The 20,354-nt window shown below is 64.1% G+C and carries 24 protein-coding genes; 14 read left to right on the top strand and 10 right to left on the bottom strand.

Annotation, left to right across the window (positions count from 1 at the left end):
* Nucleotides 1-45: 45 nt before the first annotated feature.
* Nucleotides 46-1,488, bottom strand: a complete 1,443-nt coding sequence (locus PC358_RS26195) for an alanine/glycine:cation symporter family protein (protein WP_033703469.1) — start codon at nt 1,486-1,488, stop codon at nt 46-48.
* Between the two features lie 178 nt (nt 1,489-1,666).
* Here PC358_RS26195 and PC358_RS26190 point away from each other — a divergent pair, with 178 nt between their 5' ends.
* From PC358_RS26190 to PC358_RS26180, 3 genes are all read left to right on the top strand, one after another.
* Nucleotides 1,667-2,476, top strand: coding sequence for a helix-turn-helix domain-containing protein (locus PC358_RS26190; RefSeq protein ID WP_033703468.1), 810 nt, complete (start codon nt 1,667-1,669; stop codon nt 2,474-2,476).
* 119 nt (nt 2,477-2,595) lie between these two features.
* Nucleotides 2,596-3,480, top strand: a complete 885-nt coding sequence (locus PC358_RS26185) for a sugar nucleotide-binding protein (protein ID WP_033703467.1) — start codon at nt 2,596-2,598, stop codon at nt 3,478-3,480.
* Nucleotides 3,473-4,405, top strand: coding sequence for an NAD-dependent epimerase/dehydratase family protein (locus PC358_RS26180; protein WP_033703465.1), 933 nt, complete (start codon nt 3,473-3,475; stop codon nt 4,403-4,405). The genes PC358_RS26185 and PC358_RS26180 overlap by 8 nt, the downstream gene beginning before the upstream one ends.
* A 35-nt stretch (nt 4,406-4,440) precedes the next feature.
* Here PC358_RS26180 and PC358_RS26175 read toward each other — a convergent pair whose 3' ends face one another.
* Nucleotides 4,441-4,884 carry a winged helix-turn-helix transcriptional regulator gene (locus PC358_RS26175; protein ID WP_033703464.1) on the bottom strand — a complete coding sequence of 148 codons (444 nt, stop codon included), beginning with the start codon at nt 4,882-4,884 and terminating at the stop codon, nt 4,441-4,443.
* A 99-nt stretch (nt 4,885-4,983) separates the two neighbouring features.
* On the opposite strand from PC358_RS26175, the gene PC358_RS26170 reads away from it, so the two are divergent.
* Complete coding sequence (locus tag PC358_RS26170) at nt 4,984-6,207, top strand: MFS transporter (protein ID WP_033703462.1); 1,224 nt, start codon at nt 4,984-4,986, stop codon at nt 6,205-6,207.
* Here PC358_RS26170 and PC358_RS26165 read toward each other — a convergent pair.
* The 5 genes from PC358_RS26165 to PC358_RS26145 all read right to left on the bottom strand — a co-directional run bounded on the left by PC358_RS26165 (nt 6,195) and on the right by PC358_RS26145 (nt 10,120).
* A complete protein-coding gene (locus PC358_RS26165; RefSeq protein WP_014589498.1) occupies nt 6,195-6,878 on the bottom strand; it encodes an OmpW/AlkL family protein in 684 nt (227 codons plus the stop codon). The genes PC358_RS26170 and PC358_RS26165 overlap by 13 nt on opposite strands.
* A 109-nt stretch (nt 6,879-6,987) precedes the next feature.
* Nucleotides 6,988-7,560: a DUF3299 domain-containing protein gene (locus PC358_RS26160; RefSeq protein ID WP_033703461.1), complete on the bottom strand. Its 573-nt coding sequence runs from the start codon at nt 7,558-7,560 to the stop codon at nt 6,988-6,990.
* Between the two features lie 8 nt (nt 7,561-7,568).
* Nucleotides 7,569-8,834 (bottom strand): ABC transporter permease, encoded by a 1,266-nt coding sequence (locus PC358_RS26155; protein WP_033703459.1) that lies wholly within the window; start codon nt 8,832-8,834, stop codon nt 7,569-7,571.
* Nucleotides 8,834-9,544, bottom strand: coding sequence for an ATP-binding cassette domain-containing protein (locus tag PC358_RS26150; RefSeq protein WP_033703458.1), 711 nt, complete (start codon nt 9,542-9,544; stop codon nt 8,834-8,836). The genes PC358_RS26155 and PC358_RS26150 overlap by 1 nt, the downstream gene beginning before the upstream one ends.
* The gene (locus PC358_RS26145; protein WP_033703457.1) at nt 9,545-10,120 is read right to left on the bottom strand and encodes a DUF2796 domain-containing protein; all 576 of its coding nucleotides are present in this window, start codon (nt 10,118-10,120) and stop codon (nt 9,545-9,547) included.
* A gap of 133 nt (nt 10,121-10,253) precedes the next feature.
* On the opposite strand from PC358_RS26145, the gene PC358_RS26140 reads away from it, so the two are divergent.
* On the top strand, nt 10,254-10,598 hold the full coding sequence (locus PC358_RS26140; protein ID WP_033703455.1) for a hypothetical protein: 345 nt from the start codon (nt 10,254-10,256) through the stop codon (nt 10,596-10,598).
* A 99-nt stretch (nt 10,599-10,697) separates the two neighbouring features.
* Complete coding sequence (locus PC358_RS26135) at nt 10,698-12,248, top strand: hypothetical protein (protein WP_033703454.1); 1,551 nt, start codon at nt 10,698-10,700, stop codon at nt 12,246-12,248.
* Between the two features lie 15 nt (nt 12,249-12,263).
* Here PC358_RS26135 and trxA read toward each other — a convergent pair whose 3' ends face one another.
* The 3 genes from trxA to PC358_RS26120 are packed head-to-tail and all read right to left on the bottom strand — an operon-like array spanning nt 12,264 to nt 14,280.
* The gene (trxA, locus tag PC358_RS26130; protein WP_033703453.1) at nt 12,264-13,136 is read right to left on the bottom strand and encodes a thioredoxin; all 873 of its coding nucleotides are present in this window, start codon (nt 13,134-13,136) and stop codon (nt 12,264-12,266) included.
* A gap of 31 nt (nt 13,137-13,167) precedes the next feature.
* Entirely contained in the window at nt 13,168-13,827 is a 660-nt protein-coding gene (locus PC358_RS26125) for a class I SAM-dependent methyltransferase (protein ID WP_033703452.1), read from the bottom strand.
* The gene (locus PC358_RS26120; protein ID WP_033703450.1) at nt 13,828-14,280 is read right to left on the bottom strand and encodes a YbaY family lipoprotein; all 453 of its coding nucleotides are present in this window, start codon (nt 14,278-14,280) and stop codon (nt 13,828-13,830) included.
* Between the two features lie 105 nt (nt 14,281-14,385).
* Here PC358_RS26120 and nrdR point away from each other — a divergent pair, with 105 nt between their 5' ends.
* From nrdR to PC358_RS26080, 8 genes are all read left to right on the top strand, one after another.
* Nucleotides 14,386-14,850 carry a transcriptional regulator NrdR gene (gene nrdR, locus PC358_RS26115; RefSeq protein WP_016393425.1) on the top strand — a complete coding sequence of 155 codons (465 nt, stop codon included), beginning with the start codon at nt 14,386-14,388 and terminating at the stop codon, nt 14,848-14,850.
* Between the two features lie 2 nt (nt 14,851-14,852).
* Complete coding sequence (gene ribD / locus PC358_RS26110) at nt 14,853-15,983, top strand: bifunctional diaminohydroxyphosphoribosylaminopyrimidine deaminase/5-amino-6-(5-phosphoribosylamino)uracil reductase RibD (protein ID WP_033703449.1); 1,131 nt, start codon at nt 14,853-14,855, stop codon at nt 15,981-15,983.
* Between the two features lie 42 nt (nt 15,984-16,025).
* Nucleotides 16,026-16,691 (top strand): riboflavin synthase, encoded by a 666-nt coding sequence (locus tag PC358_RS26105; RefSeq protein WP_033703448.1) that lies wholly within the window; start codon nt 16,026-16,028, stop codon nt 16,689-16,691.
* Between the two features lie 18 nt (nt 16,692-16,709).
* On the top strand, nt 16,710-17,801 hold the full coding sequence (gene ribBA, locus PC358_RS26100) for a bifunctional 3,4-dihydroxy-2-butanone-4-phosphate synthase/GTP cyclohydrolase II (protein WP_033703446.1): 1,092 nt from the start codon (nt 16,710-16,712) through the stop codon (nt 17,799-17,801).
* A gap of 91 nt (nt 17,802-17,892) precedes the next feature.
* A complete protein-coding gene (gene ribH, locus PC358_RS26095) occupies nt 17,893-18,369 on the top strand; it encodes a 6,7-dimethyl-8-ribityllumazine synthase (protein WP_003255395.1) in 477 nt (158 codons plus the stop codon).
* Complete coding sequence (nusB, locus tag PC358_RS26090; protein ID WP_033703445.1) at nt 18,366-18,866, top strand: transcription antitermination factor NusB; 501 nt, start codon at nt 18,366-18,368, stop codon at nt 18,864-18,866. Before ribH ends, nusB begins: the two co-directional genes overlap by 4 nt.
* An 18-nt stretch (nt 18,867-18,884) precedes the next feature.
* On the top strand, nt 18,885-19,853 hold the full coding sequence (gene thiL, locus PC358_RS26085; RefSeq protein WP_033703444.1) for a thiamine-phosphate kinase: 969 nt from the start codon (nt 18,885-18,887) through the stop codon (nt 19,851-19,853).
* Entirely contained in the window at nt 19,850-20,353 is a 504-nt protein-coding gene (locus PC358_RS26080) for a phosphatidylglycerophosphatase A family protein (protein WP_033703443.1), read from the top strand. Before thiL ends, PC358_RS26080 begins: the two co-directional genes overlap by 4 nt.
* Nucleotide 20,354: the final 1 nt, after the last annotated feature.

Here is a 20,354-nt window from a genome sequence, read left to right as displayed (position 1 = left end):
AAAGAAGAGCCGCCCGCGGGTGGGGCGGCTGGGCAGGGGAGAGTATCAGCGCTGCGGCTGGGCTTGGCCAACGGCTTTGTCAGTGGCTGTTTCCACCTGCGGGTTGGCAGGCCAGGCGTCGCGGTCCAGGTCCAGGTCGGCGAACTTGGCAGAATCGAACACCGGCTGCTTGATGCCCGCTTTGCGCTGGTCGTCGTAGTCGCGCATCACCCGCAGGCCGACCTTGAACAGCAGGGCCAGGGCCACCAGGTTGACGAAGGCCAGGCAGGTCATGGTGATGTCGGCGAAGGCGAACACGGTCGACAGGTCCTGCACCGAACCCCACACCACCAACGCCAGTACCAAGGCGCGAAACACCAGCAGCACCACGCGGTTGCGGCTGAGGAACTGCAGGCTGTTCTCGCCCAGGTAGTAGTTGTAGAGGATGCAGGTGAACACGAACAGCGACAGCGCCACGCTGACGAACAGGCGGCCCCAGTCACCAACCACGGCGGCCAGCGAGTTCTGGGTCAGGACAATGCCATCACCTTCGAAGCCCGGGGTGTAGAAGCCCGACAGCAGAATCAACAGCGCGGTGCAGGTGCAGATCACGAAGGTGTCGAGGAACACACTGAACGCCTGGACCACGCCTTGGGCGCCAGGGTGTTTCACCGCGGCCACTGCGGCAACGTTCGGTGCACTGCCCAGGCCCGCTTCGTTGGCGAATACGCCACGCTTCACGCCCATGACGATGGCGCTGCCAAGCAGGCCGGCGAACGCGGGGTCGAGGCCGAAGGCGCTCTTGAAGATGGTTTCCAGCATGGCTGGTACGTGTTCGATCTGGGTGCCGATCACGTACAGGGTCACGCCGATGTAGGCCAGGGTCTTGATCGGTACCAACAGGTCCGACACGGCAGCGATACGCTTGATGCCGCCGATGAACACCACGGCCAGCAGCACCGCCAGGGCGATACCGGTGTGGCTCGGCGCGAAGCCGAAGGCGTTTTCCAGCGAGTGGGTCACGGTGTACGACTGCAAGCCCATGAAGGCGAAGCCATAAGTGACCAGCAGCAGGATGGAGAACACCACGGCCATGCTTTTCAGTTTCAGGCCGTGCTGAATGTAGTAAGCCGGGCCACCACGGTACAGGCCATCGCCATCGGCGCGCTTGTACACCTGGGCCAGGGTACATTCGAAGAAGCTGCTGGACATGCCCACCAGTGCGGTGACCCACATCCAGAACACGGCACCCGGGCCGCCAAGGGTCACGGCGATACCGACACCGGCGATGTTACCGGCGCCAACGCGGCCGGCCAGGCTCAGCATCAGGGCCTGGAACGAACTCAGCTGGCCTGCCTGGCCGCGCAGCGATTCCTTGAACACACTGAACATGTGCACGAAATGACGGAACTGCACGAACCGCGAACGGATGGTGAAGTAGCTGCCGAGTCCGACGATCAGCACGATGAGTAGTTTCCCCGAAAGGAAATCGTTGAGTGCTTCGAGCATTGGGAAATGACCTCGATTCTTATTCTTCGTGTGGAAAGACAGCGGGCGGCAGGCGCGCCGCTATGCGTTGGGGGGCATGGTTGGCTATGACAAGAGTGGTTACAATTTCGCATTTTGTTCTGAGTTGATGCGACTTGATGCTACACTTGCGCCATTCGCGTCACCTGGAAGCCCCTGCATGAGCGAGCATTTCGCTACCAACCTCAAACTGGCCTGCAGCCACTACCGCTCTATCTCGGAAGTTTGCCGGCAGCTGTCGATCAACCGTGCCCAGTTCAACAAGTACCTGAGCGGCCAGAGCCGTCCGACGGCGTTCAACCTCAAGCGCATCGGCGATTTCTTCGGCGTCGAGGATTACGAACTGAACGTGCCCCCCGAGCAGTTCTCCCGGCTGATCGGTGCGCGGGTGTCGGCCGTGGCCGACCAGCCCAGCGACCCTATCAGTGAATTGTTCCGGCCCTTGCACGAGCACGCCGGCAACCTGTCGCGCTACTGCGGTTACTACTTCGAGTACTCCAACTGCATGTCGGTACCGGGCTCGGTGCTGCTGTCGCTGGTGCACCTGCGCGAAGAGCGCGGCCGCTTCCTGTTCGAGCGCCAGGAGCGTCAGGAGCGCAGCAGCGCCACCGACCTGCACGCCGAGGTACGTTGCCGCTACCTGGGCGCGGCGTTTCAGTTGCAAGACCGAATGTTCCTGATCGACTACGAGTCGCTGACCCTCAACGAGATGAGCCAGACCATCCTCATCCCCAGTTTCAAGAGCCGCATCACCCGCCTGAACGGCCTCAAGACCGGTGTCTCCAGCGGCGACCGGCGCAACCCGGCCTGCACCCGCGTGGTGTGGGAGTACCTGGGCGAAGAGATCAACCGCATCAATGCCTATCGCCAGGTCAAGCTGTACCGGCCGGATGACCCGCGCATCGATGACGACGTGCGCGAACGGTTGAGCGTGGGGCCGTTGAGTAATGGGTTGTTCGAGATCGAATAGGTTTTGGCAAGGGCAGGGGATGGCGTCAGGGCAGCCACCCACCCGTGTTGGACTTCCCGGGCAGGAAACCGCAAAATGACCCCTTTCCCTCAATCAACCTCTCCGGATCTGCTGACTCTATGCGTATGCGCCTAATGCTGTTGGGTGGTGGCAATGCCCTCGGGCAAGCGCTGATTCGTCTCGGGGCTGAAGAGGACATCGCATTCCTGGCACCGCGCCCGCCGGAAAACGGCTGGGACCCGGCCAGCCTCACTCAGCTGCTCGACGATCACCGCCCCAATGCCTTGGTCAACCTGGCCTATTACTTCGACTGGTTCCAGGCCGAGTCGGTCAGCGAACAGCGCCTGGCCCAGCAGGAGCGGGCGGTGGAGCGGCTGGCAGAGTTGTGCCAGCACCACCAGATCACCTTGGTGCAGCCTTCGAGCTACCGGGTTTTCGATGGCTCGCGGGCCACGGCCTACAGCGAGAAGGACGAGCCGGTGCCGCTGGGCCTGCGTGGCCAGGCACTCTGGCGTATCGAGCAGAGCGTGCGTGCGGCGTGCCCGCAACATGTGCTGCTGCGCTTTGGCTGGCTGCTCGACGAGAGCGTCGACGGTACGCTCGGGCGCTTCCTGACCCGTGCCGAGCAACCCCAGGAGTTGCTGCTGGCCGATGACCGGCGCGGCAACCCGACGCCGGTCGACGATGCGGCGCGGGTGATCCTGTCGGTGCTCAAGCAGCTCGATTGCAGTGCACCGCTGTGGGGCACCTACCATTACGCTGGCAACGAGGCGACCACGCCGCTGGCGCTTGGGCAGGCAATTCTTGCCGAGGCCGGCCAGTACCGTCAGCTGGCGGTGCAGGCCCCCACGCCGCAGGCCCATGCCGCACGGCCGGATGCCAGCGAAGAGCCACAGCACGCAGTGCTGGCCTGCAAGAAAATCCTTCACACCTTCGGTATCAAGCCGCGCGCCTGGCGCGCTGGCCTGCCACCTCTACTGGACCGTTTCTACCGCCATGGCTGACGCCCCCATCCTGATCACCGGCGGTGCCGGCTTCATAGGCTCTCACCTGTGCGATGCGCTGTTGGACAAGGGTTACGCCGTACGCATTCTCGACGATCTGTCCACCGGCAGGCGGGACAACCTGCAGATCGCGCACCCGCGCCTGGAACTGATCGAAGGCGATGTCGCCGATGCCGGCCTGGTCACGCGTGCGGCCGCGGGCTGCAGCGCAGTGGTGCACCTGGCGGCAGTGGCGTCGGTGCAGGCCTCGGTCGAAGACCCGGTAAAGACGCACCAGAGCAATTTCATTGGCACCCTCAATGTCTGCGAAGCCATGCGCGTGCACGGTGTGCGCCGGGTACTGTTCGCGTCCAGTGCTGCGGTGTACGGCAACAACGGCGAAGGCGAGTCGATAGCCGAAGACACGCCCAAGGCACCGCTGACGCCTTATGCTGTGGATAAGCTGGCCAGTGAGCAGTACCTGGATTTCTACCGCCGTCAGCACGGCCTGGAGCCGGTGGTTTTCCGCTTCTTCAATATTTTCGGCCCGCGCCAGGACCCTTCCTCGCCGTATTCCGGCGTGATCAGCATCTTCAGCGAGCGCGCCACCCAAGGGCTGCCGATCACGGTGTTCGGTGATGGCGAGCAGACCCGCGATTTCCTCTATGTCGGGGACCTGGTGCAAGTGATGATCCAGGCGCTGGAGCAGCAGCAGGTCGAGGAGGGGGCGGTGAATATCGGGCTGAACCAGGCCACGTCGCTCAACCAACTGCTGGCGGCGCTGGAGAAGGTGATCGGCAGCCTGCCTGCGATCAGCTATGGCGCGGCGCGCTCGGGCGATATCCGCCACTCACGGGCGGATAATCAGCGCTTGCTGGCGCGCTTCGACTTCCCGCAGGCAACGCCGTTGGTCGAAGGTTTGTCCCGGCTGCTCGGCAAGGCCTGAAAGCCGCCTGACACTGTGGGAAGGTGGTCACGGAGTTATACGTGGCGCACCAACCTGCGCTGGCAATCTTCCGGCCGCAACACCCGGCCATCCTCAGTGCGCACTTGCAGCGGGGCGATCGCCTGCCCTGTGGCCTGCTCCAGCAGTGCCGAGCGCGCCTCACCCGCTTCGAACAAAAAGCGCTCACCCCACTGGCGCAAGGCAATCACCAGCGGAAACACCGAACGGCCCTTCTCGGTCAGCACGTATTCCTTGTAGGCACTCCCATCCGACGCCGGCTGCAGCTGCAGCAAGCCACTCTCGACCAGCAACTTCAGGCGTGACGCCAGGATGTTCTTGGCCAGCCCCAGGTTTTTCTGAAACTCGCTGAAGCGGCGTAAACCATCGAAGGCATCGCGCAAGATCATCAGCGCCCAGCGGTCACCGAGCACTTCGAGGGCTCGGGCTACCGGGCATTGTGCGTTTGTTTCGTTAAGCATCAGCGAAGACTCTTCGGTTGTTCTGGTTGTAGATTAAAACCACATTTGCTAGAAAGCCACATGTGGTTTTAATTTGAAACCAGTTCGGATGGATACGCCATGCACGCCTCAAGCACTTCACCCCCTCGTCTGACCCAAGCGATGACCCTGTTGCTGGCGCTCACCTGTGCCATGGCCGTGGCCACCGTGTACGTCGCCCAGCCACTGCTTGAGTCGATGGCATTGGACCTTGGGGTAGGGCAGCAGCGCATCGGCTGGGTGGTGGGTGCTACCCAGGCGGGTTATGCGCTGGGCTTGCTGCTGATCGTGCCGTTAGGCGACCTCATCGACCGCAAGCGCCTGATCATCGGCCAATTGCTGGTTTCGGCGCTGGCGTTGGTGGCGGTCGGCATGGCTTGGGGCTGGGCGGTGCTGCTGGTGGCGCTGGCCATGGTCGGGCTGATGGCGGTCATGGTGCAGGTGATGGTGGCGCATGCCGCGACCCTGGCCACCCCCACGCAACAGGGGCAGGCGGTGGGCACCGTCACCAGCGGGGTGGTGCTGGGCATTCTGTTGGCGCGCCTGGTGTCTGGCGTGGTCGCCGACGTGGCCGGCTGGCGCGTCGTCTATTTTGCCGCAGCCGGGGTGCTGGTGCTGATGGCCGGGCTGCTCTGGAACGGCATGCCTGGCACCCGGCCTGCGGCGCAGCGGTCCAGTTACCTGGCGCTGATCGGCTCGCTGTTTGCTTTGTTCAGACAAGACCCGCTGCTGCGCCAGCGAGGGTTGTATGGATTATTGATCTTCGCCGCCTTCAGCGTGCTGTGGAGCGCCATGGTGCTGCCGCTGAGTGCGTCACCCCTGGCGCTCAACCATACCCAGATCGGGCTGTTTGGCCTGGCGGGTGTGGCGGGGGCCTTGGCCGCTGCCCGGGCCGGTCGCCTGGCCGACCAAGGGCGGGGCGATCGCACCACCGGTCTGGCCTTGGGCGTGCTGACGCTGTCGTGGCTGCCGACGGCGTTCGTCGAGCACTCGCTAGTGGCGTTTCTGCTGGGCGTGGTATTGCTCGATTTCGCTGTGCAGGCGGTGCATGTCACCAACCAGAGCCTGTTGTTGGCCGGGCGCAGCGCCCTGGCGAGCCGGCTGATTGGCGCCTACATGTGCTGTTATTCGCTGGGTAGCGGCCTGGGTGCGGTACTGGCGACCTGGGTCTATGCCCGTTGGGGATGGGCTGCGGTGTGCGGATTGGGGGCGGGGATCAGTGCCACAGCGCTGGGCTGCTGGCTGGTGTCGAGCACCGGGAGCGCGGCCGTGGCCGCCCTCCCGGCCCGGGATCAGAACTTGTAGCCAAGGCCGACCATGTACACCCACGGGTCAACGTCGACGTCGACCTTGGTCTTGCTGTAGCCCAGTGCGGTCGGGCCGTTGACACTGGCCTTGGTGTCGATGTCGACGTACCAGACAGAGGCGTTGACCAGCAGGTTGTCGGTCAGCATGTAGTCCATGCCCAACTGGCCAGCGATGCCCACCGAATCCTGCAGTTTCAGGTTGCTGAAGCCCTGTTGCTTGCGTGCGCTGCTCAGGTCTTCATCGAAGAACAGGGTGTAGTTGATGCCCACGCCGGCATACGGCTGGAACCTGGAGTTGGGTTCCATCGGGTAGTACTGCAGCGACAGAGTCGGTGGCAGTTGCTTGATGTCGGCCAGCTTGCCGTCCAGGCCGCCGCCCAGGCCCTTGACGCCGACGGTGTGCTTGAACGGGGTGGCCGCCAGCAACTCCAGGCCGATGTGGTCGGTGAGCATGTAGGCGAAGGTCAGGCCCAGCTGGGTGTCGCTGTCCAGGGTCGCCTTGGTGCCCGACACCTTGTTGCCATCGAACTTCAGGTCGCCGCTGCTTTCGTTCGGCGCGGTAGTGATGGCGCCGGCGCGCAGAATCATATCGCCCGCCTGGTAGGCGTGGGCGGCAGGGGCGGCAAGGGCGAGGGCCACAAGCGAGGCGCCAAGCAAGGACTTGTTCATGGAAGCTCCCAGAGGACATTAATAATCGAGTAGTCCAATGGTACGGAGGCGTCTAAACAGAAAGTTTGATCCAGCTCAAAGAAGCGTCGTAACGAATTCGAAACAGTTCTCACTTCAGCTCATAAGCGTATATTTTCTCGGCTTCCATCTGGTATCCGGCGTCGGCCAGCTCGCTGCTGGAGGCTCTGACCTGCAGTTTTCCCTCGATCCAGTAGGGCTGATAGAGGTCTTCGACGCGCACGCCCATCTCGCTGAAAATATGCACGATCTGATTCGACGGCGGCGGGGGCACGTGGATGCAGGCGCCGTAGTAGGGCACTAGCAGAAACTCGGTGGTGCGGCCTTCCTCGCTGACTTCCAGCGGCACGATGTAGCCGGGCAGTTTGATCTGCTGGCCGTCCAGGCTTTGCACCACCGGTGCATTCGGCGCCTGCTGGTGGGCGGCGGGGGCCGACTCGGCAGACAGGGCGTCGCTCAGTTGTGACAGGTCGTGCAGTGGCGCCAGCTGCGGCGGGATGACGGGTGCGCCTTCGGGGATCAATGCGGGCCAGTCGAGTTCGCGAGGGTCGGTGGCCCAGGCAGGTAACGCCAGCGTGAGCAGCACAAGCAGGACGATCTGCACGGCGTGCACTGGCCGCTTCGCGGGTATACCCGCGAAGCAGGCGGTGAGGTTTGAGGTCATGACGGTTCTCAAAGGTGAATCGACAAGCCATCGGCCAGCGACTGCCGGTAGGCACGCCAGGCCGGCACGCTGCCCATCAGCAATGCTGCGCCGAGGATGATAGCCAACAGCGTCCACTCGTGCGCACTGGGCATGGCCAGTGGCAGGAACAAGCCGTAGTTGGCCTGCACATAGCCCTGCGCCCCGGCGATGCCAGCGTACAACAGCCCCAGCCCGGCCACGGTCCCCACCACTGCCAGCGACAGCGCCTCGAGTACCAGCAGCCCTGCGATATGCCAGGGGCGGGCACCTACCGAACGCAAGATCGCCATCTCCCGACGGCGTTCGTTGAGGCTGGTAAGAATGGCCGTGAGCATGCCGATCAACCCGGTCAGCACCACGAACAGCGAAACCACGAACAGCGCCTGCTCTGCGGTACCCATCAGGCTCCACAGTTCTTGCAGGGCAACCCCGGGCAAAATCGCCAGCAAGGGTTCGTTGCGGTACTCGTTGATTTCCCGTTGCAGGCTGAAGGTGGCGATCTTGCTGTTCAGGCCGAGCATGAATGCGGTGATGGCGGCGGGTTGCAGGTCCATGGTACGGGCCTGTTCGGCGCTGATGCGCCCCGCGCCACGGGCCGGCACGCCGTTGTGCCAGTCGATGTGAATGGCCTCCATGCCGCCCAGGCTGATGTGCAGGGTGCGGTCGACCGGGGTGCCGGTGCGTTTCAGCACACCGACCACGGTGAAGGGTTTGTCGTCGTGTTTGACCAGGCTGATGGCCGCCACGCCATGCGCCAGCACCAGTTTGTCGCCGAGCCGGTAGTGCAGCGCCTCGGCGACCTCGGCGCCGAGCACCACTTCGAACGGGTCGTCGGCGAACGCACGGCCCTGGCTCAGTTCCAGGTGCTGCCTGCGGCCATACTGGTAATGGCTGAAATAGTCGCCGGTGGTGCCCATCACGCGATAGCCGCGGTGCGAGTCGCCGAGCGAAATGGGGATCGCCCACTTTACCCGTGGGTCCTGGGCATAGTGCTGGTAGCTGTCCCAACGGATGTTGTTGGTGGCGTTGCCGATACGAAACACCGAATACAACAGCAGGTTCACCGACCCCGAGCGGGCGCCGACAATCAGGTCGGTGCCGCTGATGGTGCTGGCGAAGCTGGCGCGGGCCTCGGTGCGTACCCGCTCCACGGCCAGCAACAGGCACACCGACAAGGCGATGGCGAACGCGGTAAGGAAGGCGGTGAAACGGCGGTTGGCCAGGCTGGCCAGGGCAAGACGAAGCAGGTACATCAGGCCTCCCGGGGCTTGGCGGCGCGGTTGAGTTCGGCCAGGGACAGGTGCCGGTCGAACAGGGGGGCCAGGCTCTGGTCATGGCTGACGAACAACAGGCTGGCGCCGGCCGCGCGGCACTCGTCGAACAACAGGCGGATGAACGCTTCGCGGGTGTCGGCATCAAGGGCCGAGGTCGGTTCGTCGGCGATCACCAGTTCGGGCTGGCCGATCAGCGCCCGTGCGGCGGCAACCCGTTGCTGCTGGCCGATCGACAGGCTGTCGGCGCGACGGGCGAGCAGGGCCGGGTCACCCAGGCCCAGATGGGCAAGCAGCGTGGCGGCAGCGTTATCGACGCTGCCATGGCGCTCGGCCGCCCGTGTGGCTCGGCTACGCGAGAAGCGGCAGGGCAGCTCGACGTTTTCGCGCACCGAAAGAAACGGCAGCAGGTTGAACTGCTGGAAGATGTAACCGGTGTGGTCGACCCGGAAGCGATCGCGCGCGCCCTGGCCGAGGCTGCCGAGGTCGTGGCCAAGCAGGCGAATGCTGCCCTGGTTAGGCAGGTTCACCCCGCCCAGCAGGCCCAGCAGGGTGGTCTTGCCACTGCCGCTTGGGCCTTTGAGAAACAGCGCCTCGCCGGCCGCCAGATGAAAGGCGGGAATATCCAGCAGGGCCGGCTGACCTGGCCAGGCGAAGACCAGGTCATGCAGTTCGATCAGCGGCTGGCCCATTCAGAACGCGACCGCAGCCTTGGCAGGCGTTGCTTCCACGCCTTTCTGGCCTGTTGGGCCGATCAGTTGTACGTTGATCTTCTGGGTTGCCGGGAAGGCTTTGAACAGGGGGGCGAGGTCGATCTGGGTGAGCGTGTCCGGGTTCGCGCAGGTCAGTTGATAATGCGCACCGATGTCGCTGTGTTGGTGGCCGTGCTCATGTTCGTCGCCATCGTCGTCGGCTTTCGGCGCGTCGCCGAACAGGGGGCTTTCCAGCGCTTGTGCATCGTCCTTGCAGCCGGCAGCCGCGGCCAGCCCGAACAGTTGCAAGGGGTGTTCGAGTTGCTGGCGCACGGCGGCCACCTTGGCCTTGTCGGCATCGCTGCTGGCGGCATGTTCAAAGCCGACCAGGTTCATGGCCGGGCTGTCCAGCTCCAGCTCCAGGGTATTGCCATCCAGCACGGCATTGAGCTTGGCCACGCCGTGCTCGTGGGCACCGAGGGTGCCATGGGCGTGATCATGGTCATGGTCATGGTGGGCATGCGCCATGGAAAGGGGCAGCAGGGCGAAGGGCAAGGCGAGCAGCAGGCGACGCATGGAAGGCTCCAGGAGCAGGCTGGGAATGATTTGGTAATGTTATAACAACTTTTCTCTGCGCCGCCAGCCTGTGTGGTGCAGGTTTCATGTTGCTGTAGCATGGCCACATTGACCTGTGCTCAAGGAAAAGATCGTGCGAATTCGCGGAAAGATTGGAGATTGGCCGGTGGATTTGTCCATCGAGTTGGAGCCGGCAGAATGGGCGCAGTTGGGCGGACAGCTCGCAGTGCCAGCGGTGCCCCGAGAAACGCCTGACGAAGTGACGGGCGCGCCGCGCCAGGACGACCGCATCTGGGCCGCAGCGCAAGCGTTGCTGCGCCAGGCGGGGCAACTCAATGGCCCGCAACTGCTGGACCGTCTTGAAGCACTGGGCGAAAGCCCGGCGCAGGCCAAACGGCTGTTGGTCCGTCTGCGCCATTGCGCGCAGGTCAAGGTGACGAGTGGTGCAGATGCCCCCGTGTTTACCTGGCTTGGTTAGCCCGCAGCTCGACCCGCCTCGGACCTGGTAAATCTGCCAGTAGTTGCATCGCTGCTTGTGTTCTTAGAATAGGCCTCGCCCGTTCAGGAGCATCGGCAGATGAGCGATGAAATGCGGTCTCAGTACGATTTGTTCGGCTGGAAAGTACGGCTTGATTTCTACTCCAGGCCAGTCAATTACAGTTATGCGGTGTGGCATCAAGGCGTGGGTGACACGCGCCCTGAAGACACCGAAGCCTTTGACTTCGAGCGCGTCATCAGCCCGGGTACAAGCTGGGAGCATTGCACGGGATTGCTCGGCCTGCCTTGGCTCGAGTTTCAACCCTATCCTCATGAACGGCCCATCCTCATTCGCCGGAGGCTGGCCAGGTTCGTGCGTACTTCCATACGCAGGGATCTTGGCGAAGTCATCCGCAAAGTCAGCGAGCTCATAGCCGTAGAGGCGGGCGAACCCTACTATTTGCATCAGCAGTTCCACTTCGATGCGTTTGTCGGCACGCTGGATGCCGAGAAGGTCCTCAGGCTCCAGGTGGCCAAGGGATCGACTTTTGCTTTGGGTTATCTCGACTCCTTGAAGCGCGACGAAGAAGCCGCAGAGGGTTTTCGCGCGCGATTTGAAGCGTTACCGGACGAGCGTCGGGTCATCAGGATGCGCCGGCTGTCCATCGAACCTGGGAGTGACTGGCTGATCAAGCCACTGTATTTTGCCATTCGCATGGTGCCTGAACGGAGCCGATGGGACCCCTTCACCATGGCCTGCAACCTCTATATGACCTACCAGGCAGAGCCTGGCGGCCGCATTCCGGTGGACGGTGCCTGGGTGCTCGGCGAAGAGGGTCATGTTGCCCAGGCACTCGTGGATGACCGTATCATCCCCAGCGTCGCACCGCCCAGCCGGCACTTCATGGGGCTTGCCAGCCTGCTCTACCCGGAAGGCGGGATCAGAAGTCTCAGCGTTGGCAGGTCCGCGCCCGTGAGCTTCGTTTGGTACAAGGACCGGTTTTTCAGTCCACCAGCGGCCGTCAACTCGGAGGGCATGTATCACGCCGAGCCGTTGATCAAAGTCGTGGATGGTGTGCGCAGCCGGACCCATGTGGCGCTGACGCCGCAAACGCTGCCCGGTGTGTCATGGCAGCTTGGCGAATCTTCCAAGGGGCGTTACGAGCCTGATCGTTCGGGCTGCTGGTACTGCCCGCCGGCAGATCCTCAACCTGAATACGATCAGGATGGCAAGACGCAGAAACCCTGTGCACTCAAAGCCAGTCTTGGCGAGCTATTGACCATCGATGTGCTGGAAAGCCGTTACTACGGGCGTGTTTTTCAATCCACCTTCGTGATTGTCAACGCGTTCCCTACGCATTTTTTCAGGGTGCGCAACCACAACGGGCGTGTATCGCTAAGGTTGTACTACATCGGCATCGGGGGCGCTCAGGTAGAGGTCGACCCCCAGGTGATAGAGTGGCAAGTGGTCGCCGGGGATGGTCGCATGGCCCAGGATGGGACGTTCACCCCAGGCCACAGCAGTACATTCTCGGTGGTTCAGGCCATTGAGCCGGATGAACGACAGCGTTACTGGTATTGGGCTTTCATCGTGATCCCTGTCCCACTGATGGATGTCGACACCTTCGTCGCCATGAGCGACTCACGATAGCAGTGGCTTGTCGCTTCAATACATCGCGGCGAAAAGCTTGCGCCGATACGCACCGACCAAGGGGTGATCACCGCCCAGTAATTCGAACACCTGCAGCAGCGTCTTGTGTGGCAGACCATTCTCGTACCCGCGGTTGCGCTGGAACAGCTTGAGCAGGCTTTCCAATGCTGGCTCGTACTGCTGACGCGCCAGCTGTTGAATGCACAGTTGGTAAGTGGCTTCATCATCCAGCGGATTCTGCGCCAGGCGGCTCTTGAGGTCGGCAACTTCTGGCAGGCTGGCGGCCTGGCGCAGGAAGGTCAGTTGCGCCTTGGCACCGGCCAGGGCAGCCTTGTGCTCGTCGGTCTTGACCGCATCCAGCACGACCTCGGCTTCACCCAACTCACCGCGTTCGGCCAGGCAACGGGCGTACAGGATCAGCGCCTCGGCATTGCTGTTGTCTTCGCCAAGCAGCGCCTGCAGCAGCGCTTCGGCTTCGGCAAAACGGCTCTCGGCGAACAGCGCCTTGGCCTGTTCCAGTGGCGAAGCGGTAGGGGCGGCCGGCATTTGCACGTGCGGTTCGAGCAGTGCGCGGATCGCCGACTCCGGCTGCGCACCGGCAAAACCATCGACCGGCTGGCCGTCCTTGAACAGCACCACGGTCGGCAGGCTGCGGATGCCGAACTGGGCGACCACCTGCTGTTCTACGTCGCAGTTGATCTTGGCCAGCAGCAGCTCGCCCTGGTAACCCTCGGCGATCTTCGCCAGCAAGGGCATCAGCGCCTTGCACGGGGCGCACCACTCGGCCCAGAAGTCCACCAGCACCGGCTTGTGGAAAGAGTTCTCGATGACCAGTTGCTGGAAGGTGGCATCGGTGGCGTCGAAAATGTACGGCGTGTCTTGGCTCATCGCGACTCTCGCAAACTCGTGAATGGCACCACTATAAAGGCTCGCGGCTAGCGTGGTACAGGCTGACCCGGCGGAATTCGTGGGGCTCGGCCAGGTCTGGGAGGGTCAGTGCCTCGAGCACGCCCAATTGCCGGTACAGCGGGTGGCAGAAGTCGCGAACCCGTGAGTCCGCCACCAGGGCCTGGCGACCACGGCCGAGGAAGGCGTCGAGCAGGGGCAGGTTGGCGCGGTCATACAGCACATCGGCGACCAGGATCAAGTCGAAGCGGTCGTCCTCGGCGAAGAAATCGCTGCTGTAACCCAGCGCCACCCCGTTCAGCGCGGCGTTGGCGCGGCAGGCGTCGAGGGCCAGCGGGTCGAGGTCGCAGGCCACCACTTCCAGGGCGCCAGCGCGGGCTGCGGCAATGCCGACGATACCGCTGCCGGCGCCAAAATCGAGCACGCGCTTGCCGGCCACCCAGTGCGGGTGTGCAGCCAAGTAACGGGCCATGGCCAGGCCGCTGGCCCAGCAGAAGCTCCAGTAGGGTGGCTCTTCGAGGATGCGCCGGGTTTCTTCGCTGCTGAATGCGCGGTCCATGTTCTGGTCGTCGATCAGCCAGAGCTTCAGTTCGCATTCAGGCAGCTCGCTGGCCACCAGGCGCGCTTCGCCGATCAGGCCGCTGAGGGCCTGTTGCAGTGCCAGGGGTGCCACTTACGGTGCCTTCTCGAAGCGCAGCGGCCCGGTGGCCTGGGTCTGTGCCTGGGTAATGCGTACCGGCGGAAGGTGCATGATCAGCTGGCCAGAGCGGCTGGCACGGCCACGCAGCTCTACCCGGGCACCGGCCGGAAAAGCCTCGGGGTTGAAGCGCAACTGGTAAGGCAGCGCCTGCCCGGTGCCGCTCAGGTTGCTGCTGGCCAGCAGGCGTTGCGGGCGGTCGCGTTCGTCGATGACCAGCAGGGCCAGCTCCACATCGGCCCCGGCCGGGACTTCCAGCAAGGTACCGCTCAGTTCGCGCTGGTAGGCGGGCAGCGGGCCAAGGGGCTGGGTTTTCTTGGCCGATTTTGCTGGCGCGGGCGCCTGGGCCTGTTCGGGCTTGGGCCGGTCGCTACCGCAAGCGGCAAGCAAGGCGGCGCAGCACAGCACGACGAGCGCTCGATGGTGCATTGGGTCATCCTTCAGGGGCAGATTTCCCTGGATGTTAACCCCTTTGGCTTGTCTTGCCAGTGGGATGCGCTACCATGGCCCTCCCTTTTTTTGTTGCCTGCCACCATGCACTGTCCCTTTTGCGGTGCCAACGACACCAAGGTCATCGACTCTCGTCTTGTCGCCGAGGGCGAGCAAGTGCGCCGCCGTCGCGAGTGCGTCGCCTGCGGCGAACGTTTCACCACCTTCGAAACTGCCGAACTGGTGCTGCCGCGGCTGATCAAGCAAGACGGCACGCGCCAGCCCTTCGACGAAGACAAGTTGCGTGCAGGCATGCAACGGGCACTGGAAAAACGCCCGGTCAGCGTCGAACGCCTGGAAGCGGCGCTGGCGCACATCAAGAGCCGCCTGCGCGCCACCGGCGAGCGCGAGGTCAAGTCGCTGGTGGTGGGTGAACTGGTGATGGCCGAGCTGCGCAAACTCGACGAAGTGGCGTATATCCGCTTTGCCTCGGTGTACCGACGCTTCCAGGACCTCGACGAATTCCGCGAAGAAATCGACCGCCTGGCCCGTGAGCCAGCCAAAGAGTGAGCATGCCCAGCCAGACCGCGATTCTCGACGCCCACTACATGGCCCGTGCCCTGGAACTGGCTCGCAAGGGTGTCTACAGCACCCACCCCAACCCGCGCGTGGGCTGTGTGATCGTGCGCGATGGCGAGGTGGTGGGCGAGGGCTGGCACGTGCGCGCCGGTGAGCCGCATGCCGAGGTGCATGCCCTGCGCCAGGCCGGTGAGCGTGCCCGCGGCGCCTGCGCCTATGTCACCCTCGAACCCTGCAGCCACCATGGCCGCACGCCGCCGTGCGCCGAAGCTCTGGTCAAGGCCGGCGTGGCCCGCGTGGTGGCGGCGATGCAGGACCCCAACCCACAGGTAGCGGGGCAGGGGCTGCGGCGCCTGGCAGCGGTGGGTATCGAGGTCCACAGCGGCGTGCTCGAAGCCGAGGCTCGGGCCCTCAATCCAGGCTTTCTCAAGCGCATGGAGCACGGCCTGCCGTTCGTCAGGGCCAAGCTGGCCATGAGCCTGGACGGCCGCACCGCCATGGCCAGCGGCGAAAGCCAATGGATCACCGGCCCCGCCGCCCGTGCTGCGGTGCAGCGCCTGCGCGCCCGTTCAAGTGTGGTGCTCACCAGCGCCGCCAGCGTGCTGACCGATAACGCACGCATGACCGTGCGTGGCGCAGAGCTTGGCCTGGATGATGAAACCCGTGCCCTGGCATTGAGCCGCCCACCGCTGCGCGTGCTGATCGATGGCCGCCTGCGGTTGGCGCTGGATGCGCCGTTCTTCCTGGCTGGCCCGGCCCTGGTGGTGACGGCTGCCGCAGCAGATGCGCGGTACGCCGAGGCGGGCCACGAGCTGCTGAGCCTGCCAGGCGCCGATGGCCAGGTCGACCTGCCCGCGTTGATGCGTGTGCTGGCCCAGCGTGGCGTCAACGAAATTCTGCTGGAAGCCGGCGCAGGCCTTGCCGGTGCGTTCGCCCGGCAAGGCCTGATCGACGAGTACCAGTTGTTCGTCGCCGGTACCTTCCTGGGCTCCCAGGCCCGCCCGCTGCTGGAGTGGCCCCTGGCAACGATGAGCGAAGCGCCGCGACTGAAAATTACCGAAATGCGCGCTGTGGGCGATGACTGGCGGGTCACGGCCATCCCCCTGCCGGCGTCCGGCGTATAATGCCAGGCTTGCCCTGCGCAACCCGTTCTTGAGGAAGACCCCATGTTCACCGGCATCATCGAATCCATCGGCACTGTCCGCAGCCTGACCCCCAAAGGTGGTGACGTGCGCGTCTACGTCGAGACCGGCAAGCTCGACCTGGGTGACGTCAAGCTCGGCGACAGCATCGCCGTCAACGGCGTATGCCTGACCGCCGTCGAACTGCCGGGCGATGGCTTCTGGGCCGACGTCAGCGTCGAAACCCTCAAGCGCACCGCCTTCATCGACCTCAAGAGCGGCAGCAAGGTCAACCTGGAAAAGGCCCTGACCCCCACCACCCGCCTGGGCGGCCACCTGGTCAGCGGCCACGTCGACGGTGTCGGCGAAATCATCTCGCGCAGCGATAACGCCCGCGCTATCCAGTTCCGCGTGCGTGCACCCAAGGAGCTGGCCAAGTACATCGCCCACAAGGGTTCGATCACCGTCGACGGCACCAGCCTGACGGTCAATGAGGTCAATGGCGCCGAGTTCGAGCTGACCATTGTCCCGCACACCCTGTCCGAAACCATCATGGCCGACTACCGCGCAGGGCGTCGGGTAAACCTTGAGGTCGACCTGCTGGCCCGTTACCTGGAGCGTCTGCTGCTGGGCGACAAGGCTGGCGAACCGAGCAAGGGCAGTGGCATTACCGAAAGCTTCCTGGCCGCCAACGGCTTCTTGAAATCCTGATTGAGAAGGGGGTGCCGAGTGGCGCTCAACAGCATCGAAGAACTGGTCGAAGACATCCGCCAGGGCAAAATGGTCATCCTCATGGATGACGAAGACCGCGAGAACGAAGGCGACATCATCATGGCGGCCGAGTGCTGCCTGCCTGAGCACATCAACTTCATGGCCAAGCATGCCCGTGGCCTGATCTGCATGCCGATGACCCGCGAGCGCTGCGAAACGCTCAAGCTGCCGCTGATGGCGCCGCGTAACGGGTCCGGCTTCGGCACCAAGTTCACCGTGTCGATCGAGGCTGCCGAAGGTGTCACCACCGGCATTTCCGCTGCCGACCGCGCACGTACCGTGCAAGCTGCCGCTGCCAAGGACGCCAAGGCCGAGGACATCGTCAGCCCGGGCCACATCTTCCCGCTGATGGCCCAGCCGGGCGGCACCCTGGCCCGCGCCGGCCACACCGAGGCCGCTTGCGACCTGGCGCGCATGGCCGGCTTCGAGCCGAGCGGCGTGATCTGCGAAGTGATGAACGATGACGGCACCATGTCGCGCCGCGCCGAGCTGGAAGTGTTCGCCGCCGAGCACGGCCTGAAGATCGGCACCATCGCCGACCTGATCCACTACCGCATGATCCACGAGCGCACCGTACAACGCGTCTCCGAGCAGCCGGTGGAGAGCGAGCTGGGCGAGTTCAACCTGGTCACCTACCGCGATGCGGTGGAAGGCGACGTGCACATGGCCCTGACCCTGGGCAATATCTGCGCCGAAGAGCCGACCCTGGTGCGCGTGCACAACATGGACCCGCTGCGCGACCTGCTGCTGGTCAAGCAACCGGGCCGCTGGAGCCTGCGCGCCGCCATGGCTGCCGTGGCCGAAGCTGGCAGCGGCGTGGTACTGCTGCTGGGCCACCCGCTGGACGGCGACGTGCTGCTGGCGCACATCCGCGAAAGCGCGGGCGATGCACCGACCAAGGTACCGACCACCTACAGCACCGTGGGTGCCGGTTCGCAGATCCTGCGCGACCTCGGTGTGCGCAAGATGCGCCTGATGAGTTCGCCGATGAAGTTCAATGCGATATCCGGATTCGATCTGGAAGTTGTAGAATACGTGCCCTCCGAGTGACTTGAGGCGGCATTGACGCCCTCTACTCGAGTCCAGACCCCTGCCGAGGCCGCTTGTATGCGGCCTCGCTCTTGAACATGAGAACATCGGAATGACCCTGAAGACCATCGAAGGTACCTTCATCGCCCCCAAAGGTCGCTATGCTTTGGTGGTTGGCCGCTTCAACAGCTTCGTCGTCGAAAGCCTGGTAAGCGGTGCCGTTGATGCCCTGGTACGCCACGGTGTCAGCGAAAGCGACATCACCATCATCCGTGCCCCGGGCGCGTTCGAAATCCCGCTGGTAGCACAGAAGGTCGCCCAGCAAGGCGCGTACGACGCGATCATCGCCCTGGGCGCCGTGATCCGCGGTGGTACCCCGCACTTCGAGTACGTGGCGGGCGAATGCACCAAGGGCCTGGCCCAGGTGTCCATGGAGTTCGGTGTTCCGGTGGCCTTCGGCGTTCTGACCGTCGACTCCATCGAACAGGCCATCGAGCGTTCCGGCACCAAGGCTGGCAACAAAGGTGCTGAAGCTGCCCTGTCCGCTCTGGAAATGGTCAGCCTGCTGGCGCAGTTGGAGGCCAAGTGATTAGCGACGAAAGCGATCGTTTCAACCCGCGCGATCCAAAACCTGCGGATGCCGGCAAGCCCTCGAAAAGCGCCAAGCGCCGCGAAGCCCGTAAGCTCGCGACTCAGGCGCTGTACCAGTGGCACATGGCGCGTCAGTCGGTAAACGAGATCGAAGCGCAGTTCCGGGTCGATAACGATTTCACCGATGTCGATGGCGCCTACTTCCGCGAGATCCTGCATGGGGTCCCGGCCAAGAAGGACGAGATCGACGCGGCCCTGAAGCCTTGCCTGGCGCTGGCGCTGGAAGAGCTCGACCCTGTCGAACTGGCTGTGCTGCGGTTGTCCACCTGGGAACTGATGATGCGCGTCGATGTACCGTATCGCGTGGTGATCAACGAAGGTATCGAGCTGGCCAAGGTCTTCGGTGCCACCGACGGCCACAAGTTCGTCAACGGCGTGCTGGACAAGCTCGCCCCTTCGCTGCGCGAAGCGGAAGCCAAGGCGAACAAGCGCTGATCCCGGCGCTGGCCGACCATGGGTGAGTTCGAGCTGATCAGCCATTACTTCGCCGCCGCGCCCTGTGCGCAAGGTGGTGAAGGTGTGGCCCTGGGCATCGGTGACGATTGCGCGCTGCTGGATTTGCCTGCGGGCGAGCAACTGGCGGTGTCCACCGACACCCTGGTGGCCGGCGTGCACTTCCCTGCGGTCTGCGACCCCTTGTTGCTTGGCCAGCGCTCGCTGGCCGTGGCCGCCAGTGACCTGGCGGCGATGGGCGCCACCCCCATCGGCTTCACCCTTGCCCTGACCTTGCCCGATGTCAGCGCCGACTGGCTGCAAGCCTACGCTGACGGCCTTAACCGTATGGCCCGGCGTTGCCAGCTGAGCCTGATTGGCGGTGACACCACCCGCGGCCCCTTGAGTATCACCATGACCGTGTTTGGCCGCGTGCCGGCCGGGCAGGCGTTGCGCCGTGGTGGTGCTCGCCCGGGTGACCTTCTGTGCGTGGGGGGGGAGCTGGGCAACGCCGCCGGCGCCTTGCCGTTGGTCCTGGGCCAGCGCCAGGCCGAGGCCGCACTCGCCCAGCCGCTGCTCGATCACTACTGGTCGCCTTCGCCGCAGTTCGCCCTGGGGCAGCTGTTGCGCGGGCGAGCCAGCGCGGCACTGGACATCTCCGACGGCCTGCTGGCCGACTGCGGGCATATTGCCAAGGCTTCCCGCGTGGCGCTCGAGGTGAACCTGGAGCAGGTGCCGATGTCATCCGCTCTGCAGGGTTTGCTCGGCCATGAGGCCGCCGTGCAGGCGGCCCTGACCGGTGGCGACGACTATGTGCTGGCGTTCACTTTGCCGCCGGCGCAGCTTTTATCCCTGCAGGCGCAAGGCCTGGCGGCGTTTCATGTCATCGGGCGCGTGCTCGAGGGCCAAGGCGTCAGCCTGCGTGACCGGCAGGGCCAGGACATCACCCCGCGGCAACGCGGCTATCAACATTTTAGGGAGACACCGTGACCGATCACCCCAATCAGGTGCCTGCGGAGTTCGTTCCGCCCTCGGTCTGGCGCAACCCCTGGCACTTCATCGCCTTCGGCTTCGGCTCCGGCACCTTGCCCAAGGCGCCGGGCACCTGGGGCTCGCTGGTGGCCATACCGTTCATTCCGCTGTGGCAGATGCTGCCAGACTGGGGTTACTGGCTGCTGCTGGGCGTGACCATGCTTTTCGGCTTCTGGTTGTGTGGCAAAGTCGCCAATGACTTGCGCGTGCATGACCATGAGGGCATTGTCTGGGACGAGATGGTGGGCATGTGGATCACCCTCTGGCTGGTGCCGGAAGGCTGGCAATGGTTGCTGGCGGGGTTCCTGATGTTCCGCTTCTTCGACATCCTCAAACCATGGCCGATTCGCTGGATCGACCGCCATGTGCATGGCGGGGTCGGGATCATGCTCGACGATGTCCTGGCCGGCGTGTTCGCCTGGCTGGGTATGCAGGTTCTGGTGTGGGCGGTTGCCTGAG

It is taken from the genome of Pseudomonas capeferrum, from assembly GCF_000731675.1.
Taxonomy (GTDB): Bacteria; Pseudomonadota; Gammaproteobacteria; order Pseudomonadales; family Pseudomonadaceae; genus Aquipseudomonas; species Aquipseudomonas capeferrum.
This window is presented reverse-complemented; position numbering and strand designations above follow the sequence as displayed.

Bases quoted from the DNA above. Each gene is read 5' to 3' on its own strand.
- PC358_RS26195 (WP_033703469.1), bottom strand. From the start codon at position 1,488: ATGCTCGAAGCACTCAACGATTTCCTTTCGGGGAAACTACTCATCGTG.
- PC358_RS26190 (WP_033703468.1), top strand. From the start codon at position 1,667: ATGAGCGAGCATTTCGCTACCAACCTCAAACTGGCCTGCAGCCACTAC.
- PC358_RS26185 (WP_033703467.1), top strand. From the start codon at position 2,596: ATGCGTATGCGCCTAATGCTGTTGGGTGGTGGCAATGCCCTCGGGCAA.
- PC358_RS26180 (WP_033703465.1), top strand. From the start codon at position 3,473: ATGGCTGACGCCCCCATCCTGATCACCGGCGGTGCCGGCTTCATAGGC.
- PC358_RS26175 (WP_033703464.1), bottom strand. From the start codon at position 4,884: ATGCTTAACGAAACAAACGCACAATGCCCGGTAGCCCGAGCCCTCGAA.
- PC358_RS26170 (WP_033703462.1), top strand. From the start codon at position 4,984: ATGCACGCCTCAAGCACTTCACCCCCTCGTCTGACCCAAGCGATGACC.
- PC358_RS26165 (WP_014589498.1), bottom strand. From the start codon at position 6,878: ATGAACAAGTCCTTGCTTGGCGCCTCGCTTGTGGCCCTCGCCCTTGCC.
- PC358_RS26160 (WP_033703461.1), bottom strand. From the start codon at position 7,560: ATGACCTCAAACCTCACCGCCTGCTTCGCGGGTATACCCGCGAAGCGG.
- PC358_RS26155 (WP_033703459.1), bottom strand. From the start codon at position 8,834: ATGTACCTGCTTCGTCTTGCCCTGGCCAGCCTGGCCAACCGCCGTTTC.
- PC358_RS26150 (WP_033703458.1), bottom strand. From the start codon at position 9,544: ATGGGCCAGCCGCTGATCGAACTGCATGACCTGGTCTTCGCCTGGCCA.
- PC358_RS26145 (WP_033703457.1), bottom strand. From the start codon at position 10,120: ATGCGTCGCCTGCTGCTCGCCTTGCCCTTCGCCCTGCTGCCCCTTTCC.
- PC358_RS26135 (WP_033703454.1), top strand. From the start codon at position 10,698: ATGAGCGATGAAATGCGGTCTCAGTACGATTTGTTCGGCTGGAAAGTA.
- trxA (WP_033703453.1), bottom strand. From the start codon at position 13,136: ATGAGCCAAGACACGCCGTACATTTTCGACGCCACCGATGCCACCTTC.
- PC358_RS26120 (WP_033703450.1), bottom strand. From the start codon at position 14,280: ATGCACCATCGAGCGCTCGTCGTGCTGTGCTGCGCCGCCTTGCTTGCC.
- nrdR (WP_016393425.1), top strand. From the start codon at position 14,386: ATGCACTGTCCCTTTTGCGGTGCCAACGACACCAAGGTCATCGACTCT.
- ribD (WP_033703449.1), top strand. From the start codon at position 14,853: ATGCCCAGCCAGACCGCGATTCTCGACGCCCACTACATGGCCCGTGCC.
- PC358_RS26105 (WP_033703448.1), top strand. From the start codon at position 16,026: ATGTTCACCGGCATCATCGAATCCATCGGCACTGTCCGCAGCCTGACC.
- ribH (WP_003255395.1), top strand. From the start codon at position 17,893: ATGACCCTGAAGACCATCGAAGGTACCTTCATCGCCCCCAAAGGTCGC.
- thiL (WP_033703444.1), top strand. From the start codon at position 18,885: ATGGGTGAGTTCGAGCTGATCAGCCATTACTTCGCCGCCGCGCCCTGT.